The sequence below is a fragment of the Actinomadura sp. WMMA1423 genome (assembly GCF_006547145.1).
Lineage (GTDB): Bacteria > Actinomycetota > Actinomycetes > Streptosporangiales > Streptosporangiaceae > Spirillospora.
Map to the genome: position 1 here is coordinate 5,190,093 of NZ_CP041244.1, position 13,520 is coordinate 5,203,612.

Consider the following 13,520-nt stretch of genomic DNA (forward strand, 5'->3'; position numbering starts at 1 on the left):
ATGCCTGGCGGTCGGTGTCAGCATCTGCTGGTGCGGTGTCCAGGCCCGGATGTCTTCCTGGTCTCGGTACTCAAATGCCGAGTCCACGGCCATCACCTGCTGGACCTGCCTCGGCTCTACGGAAGGCGGTAGCCGCCGGCTCCTCGCCTCGGCCGGCCTGGCCGAGCTGGTCCTTCGACGTCGTGAATGAGAATCGAAGCGGCGGCGCGTACCCATGTGGGCGGTTCGAGGCGGGCCGAAGGGCGTGGCGCGATGCGCGGTCCCGCGCGGCCGTCCCGTGACCGGCGCCCGCGCCACACGCTCCGGCGGCCTAGCGCCGAGCCACACGGCCGCCCGAGCGCCGCCGCCCCCTGAGACCTGGTGATCGGGCCTCCCAAGTCTCGGGCGAGCAAGCGCACCGTGAGCTTCCCGGCGGGCATCGTCCCATTGGTGCGGGAACATCTGCGGGCACACGTCGCCGATGATGCGTCGGCGCTCGTCTTCACGGGGCCGAACGGCGGAGTACTGCGGCGGGGCAACTTCCGGCGGGCGTCCCGGTGGGCGCTGGCCGTGGAAACGCTCGGGCTCCCGAACCTGCATTTCCACGACCTGCGGCACACGGGCAACACCCTTGCGGCACAGAGCGGGGCGAGTCTGCGTGACCTCATGGACCGGATGGGACATGACAGCGTGCGGGCGGCGATGATCTATCAGCACGCGACCTCTGAAGCGGGCCGCGCTATCGCTGATGCGCTCAACGACAGGATCAGAGCGGAGCGGGGCGACGATGACGAGGATGACGGCGATGACGGCGGCCTCGGCGGCGCGCTCGTCCCAGTGGCCTAATCGCACGCTAATCGCACGAACGCCCCCATCCATGATCCGGATGGGGGCGTTTTGGCTGGTGGAGCCTAGGGGATTCGAACCCCTGACACCCGGCTTGCAAAGCCGGTGCTCTACCAACTGAGCTAAGGCCCCTGGTCTTCTGATGTTTGACCTGCGGCGACGCCGGACCGGCGCGACCGGTGACGATCGTACACCGTGGGAGGAGTGGGCTTTCCTGGCTGGGGGTCGGCAGGCGATGCCGTGGTTGTGACCCGGGGGGAAGGAAGGCACCAGGGGGACCGGCGGTTGCTCTTCGTGGCGTCGGGGTGGCGTCACGGCGTCGCGTGCCGCGCGTGAAGCCGAGCCGGGTGGGGCAGGTGCGCCGCTTGACCTAGTGATCGGCACGCTCCCGGAGCCGGAGGCCGCGGTGACCAGGGCCGGGCCTGGGAGACGTCGGTCTGCCCGGGTCATACCTTCGAGGGAGTTGTTGGCATTCCTGGTGGAAGCAACGATCCCTCCCATGAACACGCGATTCGGGATCTTGCTTCCTACCGGCCAGGACCAGTGGGACGACGCGCGGCGGCTGGTCGACTTCGCGGTCCGGGCCGAACGGCTCGGCTACGACTCGGTATGGGCCAACGACACCCTGCTCGGCCCGCGGATCGAGCCGCTGGCCATGCTCGCGGCCCTCTCATCGGCGACCGGGCGCGTCACTCTGGGGACGGCCGCGCTCCTGCCCGCCTTCCGTCGTCCGGTCATGGCGGCTCAGGAGCTCGCCTCCATCGATCACCTGTCCGCCGGGCGCCTCATCGTCACCGTCGGTGCGGGCTATCCCGGGCGGTCGGAGATCGAGTACGCGGTGTCCGAGGTGCCGTGGGAGCGGCGTTTCGGACGGTTGGACGACACGGTGGCGCTGTGGCGCGCGCTGTGGTCGGGCGAGCGGGCCTTTCACGGCAAGATCCTCTGCTTCGACGAGTTGCCTGAATCCACACCCTCCTTCCGGCCGGGCGGCCCGCCGATCTGGCTGGGTGGCGGGAGTCCGTCGGCGCTGCAGCGTGCCGGACGGCTCTACGACGGGTGGCTGCCCTATCCGCCCGATCCCGCGGACTACCGAACGGGTCTCGCGGCGGTGCGGCACGCTGCGGCCGAGCGTGCCGAGGGCGCAGTCGCTCCGGCTTTGTTCGTGACAGTGCTGATCAGCGACGACGTGGAGGACACGGACCGGCGGATCGACTCGTACTGTCGGTCGACCTACGGCCTACCGTACGAGACGGTGCGTACTGTCCAGGTGATCGTCGCCGGGTCGGTCGAGCGGGTAACCGAAGCGCTGGCCCGCTACACCGAGGCGGGCGCGACACACCTCGTCTGCCGCATCGCCGCCCCGTCCCTCGAGGTCCAGCTCGACCAGATGGAGCTCATAGCCGAGTCCGTGCGTCCGGCCCTGGGTTGAGGCCCCGGCCTGCCGGGGCCACGGAGATCATCCGTGCGCCCGGAACAGCTGGCCGTCAGCACCTGCGGCGGAGGCGCATGCGTGCGGAATGTCAGCAAGGCCGGGAAAGGCTCCCGAACTCCGGCAGGTGGTCTCCGGCGCGGCCTGATCTTTGCATGCGAGCCTTGCGGCGATCCCGCCGGACAGGAAGGCGCGGCGTTGCAAGCGGCTGCGAGAGGACGGTTGCTGGGCGCGGACGGCTCCGAAGGGGCGGCACGCCTCGAAGCCGCCTTGTTGTACAAGACGCTTCAGGAGTTGCGTAGGTCGTCGTCGGCCCGCGCCCATCAGCGATTGAGCAGCCCGAGAATCCGCACTACGGCTGGCGCGGCTACCTGGAGTCGACGGCGGCCGGGGTGCGGAGGACGAGGTCCGGCAGGGCGGCGACGGAGGGAAGGACGTGGGTGGCGCCCGCGGTGAGGAGGCGCTCGTGGTCGTGGGCGCCGGTCAGGACGCCGGCGACGATGGACGCGCCGGAGCGGCGGCCGGAGAGCATGTCGGCGGCGGTGTCACCGCAGACGGCGATGTTGCGGACGTCGTCCACACCGAGGCGGAGGGCCGCGGTCAGGACGAGGTCGGGCCACGGGCGGCCGCGCGGGACGTCCTCGGGGCTGAGGGTCAGGTCGGCGCGGTCCCACCAGCCCAGAGTGTCGAGAATGCGGGCTTGTGTGCCGCGGCCGAAGCCGGTGAGCAGGCAAACGCGGACGCCGGCGCCGCGGAGCCGTGCGAGGGCCTCGTCGGCGCCGGGTACGGGCTTGAGGCCGCGCCGGTCGATGAGCTCGTGGTAGGAGTGCTCGAACGCCAGGTGCGCGGCCTGGGCGCGGGGTTCGTCGAAGAGCGAGCGGAAAACTTCGATCTTCGACCCGCCGCGCGTGTCGCGGAAGCGGGCGAGCGCACGGTCGTAGGACGCCGTGCCGGAGACGATCCCCAGGGTGGCGATCGCCTCGGCGAAGGCGGCCTCGACGGTGTCGCCGTCCGCGACGGTGGTCCCGGCGAGATCGAGGCAGGCCAGGGTGATCGGCACTGCTTCGCTCACGCCGGGGCCTGTCGCCGGCGGATCAGTTGTCGGACGACGTGGCCTCGGTCCACAGGTCCAGCTCGGCGCGGTCCTGCTGGAGCTTGCGCCAGACGGCGAAGCCACCGAGTGCGACGACGGCGAGGACGAGCAGCTTCTTCACGGTGGGACCCCTTCACCTTCGACTATCAAGTCAGAACCCGGGAACGGCTCATCAGTGTCTGCTTCCCCCAGGCTCTCCGCAGCCTAGCAACCGTTGCCGGGCGATCAGCACCGAAGGCCCCTCACCGGACGCCATCTTTGAAGAAGGCTCGCATTCCGCCTCTCGTCCGAACGCCGGAACGGCCGCATAATCCGGATGGACGACCTTCGGGAGTGCCGATGGCAGAGGACGACTTCCGGCGCTGGGAGCGCGAGTTGGAGTCGGACGCGCAGGACGAGCGGCCGTCCGGGGGCCGCGGGCTGGTGATCGCGGCTGGGCTGACCGCCACTGCCTGCGCCGCCGTGATCGCGTTGGGCGATGTGCCGCTCGGCACCGCCGGGCTGGTGCTCTCTTCGGTCATCCTGCTGCTGTGGCGCATCGGCATGTGATCCGCCATCATCTCGGCATGGATCTGCGCGGAGCGAACGTCCTGGTGACCGGCGCGACCGGCGGTATCGGCCAGGCGCTGGCGAAGGCGCTGGCCGATCGCGGCGCCCGGCTGGTGCTGACGGGGCGCCGGGCGGAGGTCCTGGAACCGCTGGCCGAGCGGCTCGGCTGCCGGGCCATCGTCGCCGACCTCGCCGATCGGGAGACGGCCGAGGGCCTCCTGGACGAGGCGGGGCGGGTGGACGTGCTGGTGGCGAACGCGGCGCTGCCGGCGTCCGGGCTCCTCGCGGACTACTCGATCGAGCAGATCGACCGGGCGCTGGACGTCAACCTGCGGGCGCCGATCGTGATGGCGAAGCTCGCCGCCGCGCAGATGGCCGATCGTGGCCGCGGACACCTGGTCTTCGTGTCGTCACTGTCCGGCAAGGCGGCCTCGGGGCACGCGTCCCTCTACAACGCGACGAAGTTCGGTATGCGGGGCTTCGCCCTGGCGCTGCGCGAGGACCTGCGACCGCACGGCGTCGGCGTCTCGACCGTCTTCCCCGGCTTCATCCGCGACGCGGGCATGTTCGCCGAGGCCGGTGTGACGCTGCCTCGTGGCGTCGGGACCCGGTCGCCCCGGGACGTGGCGCGGGCGACCGTCCGGGCCGTCGAGCGCGACATCGCGGAGATCGACGTGGCGCCGTTCGGGCTGAGGATCGGCGCGCTGATCGGCGGGGCCGCGCCCGTCCTGTCGGCGGCCGTGCAGCGGCGCGCGGGCGGGCATCGGATCTCGCAGGGCCTCGCGGACGGCCAGCGCGACAAGCGCTAGCGACAAATCAGGATCTTCCGGCGATAATCCGGGCGGGCCCGCTCGATCAGCGGGAGGAGCCGGCGCAGCGCCCGGGCCGCACCCCCGCCCGCCGCGCGCGCCCCCGCGCGAGGAGGTCTGCGCATGTGGACGGGCAGGAAGATCGTGATCGGGACGGCGGCCGCGGCCGTCCTGCCGCTGGCGGCGGTGCCCGCGCGGGCGGCGGAGCCCGCGGACGCGTCCGTGGTGCCGGTCCAGGTCACCGGCGACCCCGCGAAGCGCTTCAACCTCGTCGTGATGGGCGACGGATACACGGCGGCGGACATGCCGAAGTTCCGCGCGCACCTCGCCAAGCATCTCAACGACCTGTGGACGATCGAGCCGTTCAAGTCGTACCGCAGCTACATCAACGTGTACGCGGTGGAGATCCCGTCCGGTGAGTCCGGGGTTAGCTGCGACCCGGCGCTCTCCTCACCGCGTCGCAAGACGCCGTTGAGCATGGCCTTCTGGAGCGGGTGCCGGGATGACGGCATTCAGCGTCTTCTCGTCATGGACTCTGCGGCCGCCAAGACCTATGCGGACCTCGTCCAGGGCACGACTGCTGGAAACCGTCAGATCCTCGCGCTCGCCAACAGCGACACCTACGGCGGTGCAGGCGGCGCCTATGCGACGGCATCCGGCGGCAACGCGATGTCGGCCCTCATCGCGCCGCACGAGCTCGGCCACTCGCTGGGTGGACTGGACGACGAGTACGACTACTACCAGCGAGGTGTTCCCGGGGGGACGTACACGGGTCCTGAGCCCGCCTCCATCCACCACACGCTGCTGCCCGAGAAGGAGATGAAGGCGCAGAAGGAGAAGTGGTGGCGCTGGCTCGGGGAACGGAGCGAGGCAGGGGGCACCATTGGACGCTATGAAGGTGGCCTGTACTCCAGTAAGGGCGTGTGGAGGCCGAGCCAGCACTCGATGATGAAGACGCTCGGCTACTACTACGACCAGGTCGCGCGTGAACGGATGACCCAACGCATCTCAGGCAAGGTCAACCTCGTCCAGGCGAACACGCTCACGAACGCCCCTGTTGGCGACGACCGCGTGCTGTGGGTCGAGACGATGCATCCGACCGGCCATTCGTTGTCCGTCACGTGGACCATCGATGGGAAGACCGTCGGGCGGGGCGCGAACCTCGATCTGTCCAGGCTGCACCTTAGGAAGGGCACGCACACGGTTGAGGCGACGGTCATCGACCCCACCGGTTTCGTCCGGGATCCGGCCATCCGGTCGTCCGCCGCACTCACGCAGGTGCGGACATGGACGGTCGACACCAGCCTGAGCACTCCGCCAGAGAACGTGCCCGCCGACTTCAGCTCCTCCACGCCGACTGACAAGCCCGTGGGGGGTGATTCCGTCGTCTACGTGGAGACGACCCACCCTGCGCAGAGCGCGCCCAAGGTGAGATGGGAACTGGACGGGCGACGCGTAGGCGGAGGCGACCGGAACATCGAACTCGGCCGGTTCCGCTTGGCCAAGGGCACGCACACGCTCGTCGCACGGATCGGCTCCAAGAGCCGTGCATGGACGGTCGACGCGCAGGCGCCGACTGTGGCGTACGAGCTGTCCAAGGCGTCCCAGAGCCGGACCCGCCCCGGGCGCACGCCCGAATACGTCTTCGACGGCCCCTTCACCATGCGGCTCACCGGCGCGGACGACCACCCGGGCGTGGTCGTCTCCGAGTTCCGCGTGGACGGCGACGGTTGGTTCAACTACTTCGGCTGGCCGACCGACTCGACCGCGCCCTGGCTGTTCACCGAGAACGGCACGGTCATCGACAGCCTCACCTACGGCAGGCTCGGCAAGGGCCGCCACACCATCGAGTACCGCGCGTTCGACCCCGCAGGCAACATCAGCAAACCCGGCAAGTTCATCGCCACCCTCCGCTGACCCGCTTCGCTCCCGGCCCCCCGGTCGGGGCCGAGCCGCTTTCTGATGCCCTGCGGGGCCTCGGCGACCGGCGCCTCGGTTTGCGGTCGGCCTCATGGTTCGCCACCGACCGGGTTCCTGGGCAGGGTCAGAGGTCGGGCGCCGGTTCCCGGGCCAGGTTCGCGGCGGGGTCCGGGGCGTAGGCGGTGGCGTCGTTGTCGGGCAGAGGATCCGGGGCGGCAGCCCCAGAGCGGCGCGCGGTGGCGAGGACGGAGCCGCCGAGGATCAACAGGAACGACGCGATGATCGTCCCGGTGAGGGGCTCGTCGAGGAACACGACCCCCGCCGCGACCGCCACGGCGGGGTTCACATAGGTGAACACCATGCCCCTGGACGTGCCGACCTCTCGGATCAGCTCGAAGAAGACAATGAACGCCAGCGCGGTGCAGACCAGACCGAGCGCGATGAGCGCGGCGAGAACCCGTCCGGCGGGCAGGTCGCTCGGCCAGGTGGCGACGGCCGGGCCCGTGTACACGAGCGCCGCGATGGCCAGCGCGAACGCGGCCATGTGGAGGCTCGGGAGGTCCTGGAGGCGGCGCGTGGCGATCATCGGGGCGATGGCGTAGCCGAGCGCGACCAGCATGACCTCGCCGATCGCCCACGCGCTGCCGCCGCCCAGGTGCGGGCCGGCGAGCACGCCGACGCCGGCCAGACCGACCAGCAGCCCCGCCCAGCGGACGAGCCCCAGCCGCTCGGCGTCCCCGGTGAACCGGGCGAGCACCACGCCGATGATCGGGACGGCGGCGATGAGCAGCCCGGTCATCGAGCTGGTCAGCCGGTTCTCGGCGTCCGAGAGGAGCGCCCACGGGCCGAGGATCTCCACCGCGGTGAACGCCAGGAGCGGACGCCAATGGCGGCGGACCACGTCCAACTGCCCGGCCCTCACAGCCAGCGGCAGCAGGACGAGTGCGCCGAGCGCGGTACGGACGAACACCACCATGGGGACCGAGACGCTCTCGACCGCCACCTTGATCAGCAGATAAGGAATGCCCCACAACACGCTCATCAGCGCGAACAGCATCCAGCCACGGCGACTCAACCCGACCTCCGCTCTCATCCGACCCCACCCCGGGACCGTCTTCCCACCCCGGACCCCCGCGGACCGCCCACACTGCGTACCAGGAGCCCCGCTCAACAGGCCCACCACGAAACACACGCACCGCGGAACACACACCACGGAGCAAGCGCACCGCGCGGACCATTCGATCCGCACCGCACACGCAACACGTCACCGCGCGGCCCGCACGCCGTGCAGCACACGCACCGTGCAGCACACGGCACGCACCGCGGGGTGGGCCCGCCTCGTGACGGGCTCGCCGCAGGGCAGACTTGGCGCGATCATGCGGCGCTCAGTGCTGCTCCTTCGAGGGCCCGACCCGGGGATGGGCCTTCAGGATGCGGGCGGGCAGGCCGCGCTGTCTTGAACGCTGTTGCGGTACGCGCCCGGGGTGACGCCCAGAACGCGACGGAACCAGCGGGTGAGATGGGCCTGATCGGCGAACCCGACGAGCGTCGCCGCCTCGGACGGACGATGCCCCGCGTCCAGCAGCGCCCTGGCCCGGGCCACGCGGTGCTGGGCGAGCCACGCATAGGGCGGCATTCCCATCGCGTCCCGGAAGGCGCGCAACAGCTGGTAACGCGAAAGCCCAAGGTCGGCGGCTACTTCGGCGAGCGTGGGCGGGGCGACCAACTCGTCCGAGAGGCGGGTCGCGACCGTTCTCGCAATACGTCCCGCTTCGCCTCTTCGAGGAGTCGGGACCGCCGCAGGGGCGGACACCGCGTGGCGCCGAACGAGCGCGCCCAGCACGGCGAGCAACCGCGACTCGCCCTCGAGCGGATCGACGCCGAGCCTCAGGGCGCGGTGGGCGAGGCGTAGCGCCTCGCCGAGCCGCCGGTCGTCAACGATCGGGTTCGCGAAGTGGGGTTCGGCCGGTACCGGGCCCGGTTCAGCGGTCGTGGCCGCGCCCAGCAGTTCGGTCACGGGGTAGAGGCACAGGTAGGCGAAGCCTTCCGGACGCGCCGGACCGCCAGTGTGCGCCTCGCCCGGCTCGACCACGACGACGCTGCCCGCCGCCGAGTAGATCCTCTCGCCCCGGTAGCGCATCGTCTCCAGGCCGTCGACGGTGACGCCGATGGCGTATTCGTCGTGGGTGTGCGGCGCGTAGTGCCGGCGGACGATGCGGGCCGTCAGCAGATCGAGCGGGGCGCCCTGGATGCCGCTGACGCGCGTCCACAGCGTCCGGTCGACTCCGCCGCCGTCGCGCGAACCCCCGACCTCGCGCGGACCCGCGGCACCGCACGGACCCGCGGCGCCGCAGGAACCTCCGGCCTCGCGCGGATCCCCGAGTTCGCGCGGACCCCCGAGCACCGTGCGCCGGTCAGGCCGAGAAGACGTGCCGGAGCCGCCAGCGGTTCTCGTCACGGCCGAGCTCCACGACGGCCACGCCCTCCGCACCGGTGACCCGGAACCTGTAGACCCTGCCCTCCTGAGCCGATCCGTAGGTCTTCAGCACCGCGTCGACCGCGTAGCGCGCCCCCCGCCACTCGTACGCGGTGAGCCGTCCCGCCGGATCGTGCTCGGCTCTGACCGGCTCGTTCAGCAACTGCCCCATGCGGGGAGAGTAGCACGCGTTCGAACAAATGTTCGCAGGTGGGAGAGGCCTTCACGCCCGGCACCGCACCGCGTACCGACCGATCCGAGCGCGAAAACCCCTGCGCCGCCGGGCGTGGCGCGCTGCTCGTCTCCACGCCGCCGAGCCGAGTCACGCGAGTCATGAACAGACCAACGGAAATCGCCCCGTTCCTCATCCACCCCGCTCCTCATTCCGACCACGCCGCCGACTCGGTGGAGGCACGGTGGCGCACCACTGCCCGGGCACCCGAGAGCCAGAACTTCGGCAACCGAGACCATGAACCCCAGAACTCGAGACCCGGCACCCGGCACCCGGCACCCAACCCGGGACCCGGGCGGGATCAGGATGGACCACTCCGCCCGGCGAAAGGGTCTCCGGACACCTTCATCCACAGGCTGTGGGCAACTGTCGCGCACACCTTCCTTGCCGCTGCAACAGGCGATCCGAGGGGCGTGTCCACAGACGGATCCCCAGGACAGCCCGGCTTTCCACGGTCCGGACGGCCGGTCGGCCGCCGCCCTTCCCATCATGACCGAGGTCGCCGCTCCGTCCACAGAATCCACAACCTGTGGATAACTATCGTGCACAACCTGGGTACGGCCGCGCGGCTTCGAGCCCACATTCTTCCCCAGGTCGCCCCCAACCCGCGCGATCACTTGTCCACCTCGTGGAAAAGCCGCTGACCAGTGAGAGGACACGTTTCGCGACGGCATGTTCCACAGGCCGTTCACACCCTGTGGGCGAATCTCCTCCACAACCCCGCCGCGCCGGTGGACGGCGTTGCCCACAGCAATCCCCAGCCGCGTCCCCAACCTCGCGGACAGCCATGGGGATGACGACTGCGAACACCACACCCCCACCCTCGGACGGGAATCCTCAACCGCACCCACGGTCCACCCCCACACGTGCGCGGCATCGGCTCGTCCCGGCGGTCGAGGCAGGGGACGATCAACCCCGGCTGGTCCCCGCCTGCCTGGGCTGCTCGGCCGCACGGCCACATCAACGTGTGCCTCAGCTCGGTGGGCTCGCGTCGTCGGCGGGAACGGAGGCCTCGATGTCGGCGAGGCGGCGAAGGTCGTCGGACAGGTCGGTCGAGCCGGCCAGGTCGATCGCGCGGGCCTCTGCCGCGAGGGCACGGACGCGAGGCCATTCCTCCAGGTGGGCGGCCGAGTCAGCTCGCAGGACGAGGGCCCTCAAGCGCTCGGACGGGGTCAGCTCCTCGGCCGAGCGCAGCAGACGATCGAGAATCCGAGCCGCGGCACGATGGTCTTCCTTCGACTCGACCAGGAGGGCCGCCACGTGGAAGGCCTGGGCCACCTTGTCCTCCGGAACGGGACTATGCCGTTGGTCGTTCGAGATGGCCTGACCGATGCGGAGTTGGAGCCCATCCGGGTCGGTAAGTAGGAACTGCCGGACGCCGTACGACATGTCTCGCAGCGCGCTGAGCCGAGGGAGGCCCCGAGTCGGGACACGACCGAGGGTCCGCCGGAGTCCGTCGCGGAACGCCTCGTACAGGGTGTCCACGTCCGTGGTGGTCACGTAGCACATGTTCATGGACGCGGCCGGCTCATGTTTCTTCCACCCGAAGAACTGCAACTCCACCTCGCCGCGCCGGACCGCGAGGTACGGGCTGGGACGGGTCTGCCAGGTGGACCGCTCGAAGCCGAGCGCCTGGTAGAAGTCCCAGGTCAGCTCGATCGACCGGCACGGAAAGATCGGAATTGCCTTCTCACCCATGCGGGGAGCGTAGGAAGGCCGTCCGTATTAGTCAAGTTTGATTAGCTCGATGACCTCGCCAGGTCCCCAAGCTCTCCGCACTGGGGAAGACGGGCGCAGGCGTCGATCAGGCGGGCGCGAACGGCGGAGGTGGAGGATGATGATGTATGCGTCATCGCGGTCCCCAGCACGGCGGGGCCGCCGCACCAAAGGCCATCTTCACTGTGCGGAAGCCGGAACGGAGCAGAGGCCGTGACCGGGGGAAGGCCCGGACCGGAGTGGCCCCCGAAGGTCGCCCCCGGGGCAGGGGACGCAACCCCACGCACCGGGCATTGCTTCTGCGCGGTGGAGAGCGACCCATCCCCGAGTTTTCCACAGGTTGTGGACAGGAGGGCATCTGTGGACTTCAACAAGGACACTGCGACCCGCGCCGTCCAGGACAGTTTCCGCGAGACCCCCGACCCGCGCCTCCGCGAGCTCCTCGACGCCCTCACCCGGCACCTGCACGCGTTCGTCGGCGAGGTGCGCCCCACGATCCGCGAGTGGGAGCAGGCGATCGAGTTCCTCACCGCGGTCGGAAGGGCATGCACCGACACCCGCCAGGAGTTCGTTCTCCTTTCGGACGTTCTGGGTGTCTCCATGCTGGTGGAGACCCTGAACGAGAGCGAGGGCGGCACGGAAAGCACCGTCTTGGGTCCGTTCCATATGGTCGAGTCGCCCCCGCGCGCGCTTGGCGACAGCATCGACCTGGTCGGCGAAGCCCAACCCTGCCTGGTGTCTGGGCGCGTCCTGAGCAGCGACGGGACGCCCCTACCTGACGCCGAGGTGGACGTCTGGCAGTGCGACGAGAAGGGTTTCTACGACGTCCAGCAGCCCGGGGTGCAACCGTCCGGCAACGGGCGCGGCCTTTTCCACACCGACCCCGAGGGCCGATTCCGCTTCCGGACCGTCGTGCCCAGCCATTACCCGATCCCGACGGACGGACCGGTCGGGCGGTTCCTGGGGGCCACCCGACGCCATCCCTACCGTCCGGCGCACATCCATTTCATCGTCCGGGCGGCCGGCCACACGCCGCTGACCACTCACGTCTTCGTGGCGGGCGGCCCCTATCTGGAGTCCGACGCGGTCTTCGCGGTCAAGCAAAGCCTCATCGTCGATTTCGCCGAGTCGGGCGACGAGGAGGAGGCGGAACGGAACGGCGTCCAAGCCCCGTTCCGGCACGCCGAGTTCGATCTGATCCTGAGCAGAGAACCCACGTGACCCACTGGACCCGCAGATCGGCCCCGATGGCCGCGCCGCGCCTACGGCAATGTGACAAGGTTCGAGGGGCGAGGCTCTCTCCATAGGTCACAACGAGAAGCCGGGTTATCCACAACCTGTGGAGAAACACCCTCCCAATCTGGATAACCGTCTTCCGGCCTGCGCAGCCAGACGCAGTTCCACCGGCCCGGAAAGCCTGATCAGCATCGAGGCGGCGTCCAGGCCGGCCACGCTTTTCCACACCTTCCGCCAAGCGACGAGCAGCCGCGAAAGGCCACGCGACCTGCCTCTCCAAGGAGAGGCGCGAGCGCCGCAGCGGCCCCGCTCCCCGACAATTGCGAGCCCACGGCTCCGTCACGCGCGTCGCCCCACCGAACAGACTCCCGCGCCCCAGGGGACCGGCCAGTCGTCCGACGCGTCCGCGGGCCTTCCCCAATCGCAGGCCACGTTTCGCTCAGCCCCGTCCCAAGAGCACCTCGCCAACGGTTTGCGACAGACAGCACATTGGGGACCTTTCAGTCATCTCACCAGATCACATGGGTGATCGGCACGCCGGGAACCGCCGCATGAAGCGAACACGCGTCCCCCTGCACCCGGCAGCAGGGGACACATCGGGGGAAACATGAGCGATCTGATCGCCGTCGCCTACGACGACCTGCCGCATGCCGAGCAGGCGCGCGAGAAGCTCATCCAACTGCACAAGGAACACGTCATCGAGCTCGCGGACGTCGTCATCGTCGAGCGCAGGCAGGACGGCAAGATCAAGCTCCACCAGGCCCGCAACCTCGCCGCAGGCGGCGCGCTCGGCGGTGCCGCGTGGGGCGGGCTCATAGGGCTCATCTTCTTCATGCCGCTCCTCGGCATGGCCATCGGCGGTGCCGCCGGCGCCGCGATGGGCGCCTCGGCCGACATCGGCATCGACAACGAGTTCATGCGCGACCTGGGCGAGAACCTTCCACCCGGCACCGCGGCCGTGTTCATGCTGGTCGAAAAGCGCAATCCCGAGAAGGCCGTTCCGGAGATGGCGCCGCTGGGCGGCAGGCTCATCCAGACCTCGCTGTCTCCGGAACAGGAGGAGCACCTGCGCGAGGCCGTCAAGGCGGCCCGCACCCTCCAGCACGCCTGAGGCTCGCTGACACGTGCCCGGCGGACCAACCCGGACGGCGCGGCGTGCCGTGCCGCCGAATCGATCCAGAGGCTGCCTGGCGGGCCGAACTCCAAAGCTGGGGCGGCGCCCCTGTTCGGCTTGC

The 13,520-nt window shown here is 70.0% G+C and carries 13 protein-coding genes and 1 tRNA gene; 7 read left to right on the forward strand and 7 right to left on the reverse strand.

Annotated elements, in window-relative coordinates; translation table 11 throughout:
- The first annotated feature begins 399 nt into the window (after positions 1–399).
- The gene (locus FKD65_RS24020; protein WP_205718235.1) at positions 400–825 is read left to right on the forward strand and encodes a tyrosine-type recombinase/integrase; all 426 of its coding nucleotides are present in this window, start codon (positions 400–402) and stop codon (positions 823–825) included.
- Between the two features lie 56 nt (positions 826–881).
- Here the strand turns inward: FKD65_RS24020 and FKD65_RS24025 are convergent.
- A tRNA-Ala gene (locus FKD65_RS24025) sits at positions 882–957 on the reverse strand.
- A gap of 367 nt (positions 958–1,324) precedes the next feature.
- Between FKD65_RS24025 and FKD65_RS24030 the strand changes: the two genes are divergently transcribed.
- Entirely contained in the window at positions 1,325–2,254 is a 930-nt protein-coding gene (locus FKD65_RS24030; protein WP_141579623.1) for an LLM class flavin-dependent oxidoreductase, read from the forward strand.
- Positions 2,255–2,621: 367 nt separating this feature from the next.
- Here the strand turns inward: FKD65_RS24030 and FKD65_RS24035 are convergent, their stop codons facing one another.
- Both FKD65_RS24035 and FKD65_RS45690 read right to left on the reverse strand, forming a co-directional pair.
- Entirely contained in the window at positions 2,622–3,326 is a 705-nt protein-coding gene (locus FKD65_RS24035; RefSeq protein WP_141579624.1) for an HAD family hydrolase, read from the reverse strand.
- A gap of 22 nt (positions 3,327–3,348) precedes the next feature.
- Positions 3,349–3,468, reverse strand: a complete 120-nt coding sequence (locus tag FKD65_RS45690; protein ID WP_021592723.1) for a DLW-39 family protein — start codon at positions 3,466–3,468, stop codon at positions 3,349–3,351.
- A 218-nt stretch (positions 3,469–3,686) separates the two neighbouring features.
- On the opposite strand from FKD65_RS45690, the gene FKD65_RS24040 reads away from it, so the two are divergent.
- The 3 genes from FKD65_RS24040 (at position 3,687) to FKD65_RS24050 (ending at position 6,622) form a co-directional block, all read left to right on the forward strand.
- On the forward strand, positions 3,687–3,896 hold the full coding sequence (locus FKD65_RS24040) for a hypothetical protein (RefSeq protein WP_141579625.1): 210 nt from the start codon (positions 3,687–3,689) through the stop codon (positions 3,894–3,896).
- A 17-nt stretch (positions 3,897–3,913) separates the two neighbouring features.
- On the forward strand, positions 3,914–4,705 hold the full coding sequence (locus FKD65_RS24045) for an SDR family oxidoreductase (RefSeq protein ID WP_141579626.1): 792 nt from the start codon (positions 3,914–3,916) through the stop codon (positions 4,703–4,705).
- Positions 4,706–4,828: 123 nt separating this feature from the next.
- Positions 4,829–6,622: a M64 family metallopeptidase gene (locus FKD65_RS24050; protein ID WP_141579627.1), complete on the forward strand. Its 1,794-nt coding sequence runs from the start codon at positions 4,829–4,831 to the stop codon at positions 6,620–6,622.
- A 127-nt stretch (positions 6,623–6,749) separates the two neighbouring features.
- Here the strand turns inward: FKD65_RS24050 and FKD65_RS24055 are convergent, their stop codons facing one another.
- From FKD65_RS24055 to FKD65_RS24070, 4 genes are all read right to left on the reverse strand, one after another.
- Complete coding sequence (locus FKD65_RS24055) at positions 6,750–7,700, reverse strand: DMT family transporter (protein ID WP_141579628.1); 951 nt, start codon at positions 7,698–7,700, stop codon at positions 6,750–6,752.
- 351 nt (positions 7,701–8,051) lie between these two features.
- The gene (locus FKD65_RS24060; protein WP_240809575.1) at positions 8,052–9,083 is read right to left on the reverse strand and encodes an AraC family transcriptional regulator; all 1,032 of its coding nucleotides are present in this window, start codon (positions 9,081–9,083) and stop codon (positions 8,052–8,054) included.
- Complete coding sequence (locus tag FKD65_RS24065; RefSeq protein WP_141579629.1) at positions 9,040–9,273, reverse strand: hypothetical protein; 234 nt, start codon at positions 9,271–9,273, stop codon at positions 9,040–9,042. The genes FKD65_RS24060 and FKD65_RS24065 overlap by 44 nt, the downstream gene beginning before the upstream one ends.
- A gap of 1,032 nt (positions 9,274–10,305) precedes the next feature.
- The gene (locus FKD65_RS24070) at positions 10,306–11,031 is read right to left on the reverse strand and encodes a VOC family protein (protein WP_141579630.1); all 726 of its coding nucleotides are present in this window, start codon (positions 11,029–11,031) and stop codon (positions 10,306–10,308) included.
- A 378-nt stretch (positions 11,032–11,409) separates the two neighbouring features.
- Between FKD65_RS24070 and FKD65_RS24075 the strand changes: the two genes are divergently transcribed.
- Both FKD65_RS24075 and FKD65_RS24080 read left to right on the forward strand, forming a co-directional pair.
- Entirely contained in the window at positions 11,410–12,270 is an 861-nt protein-coding gene (locus tag FKD65_RS24075; RefSeq protein WP_141579631.1) for a dioxygenase, read from the forward strand.
- A gap of 622 nt (positions 12,271–12,892) precedes the next feature.
- Entirely contained in the window at positions 12,893–13,396 is a 504-nt protein-coding gene (locus FKD65_RS24080) for a DUF1269 domain-containing protein (RefSeq protein ID WP_141579632.1), read from the forward strand.
- Positions 13,397–13,520 lie beyond the last annotated feature (124 nt).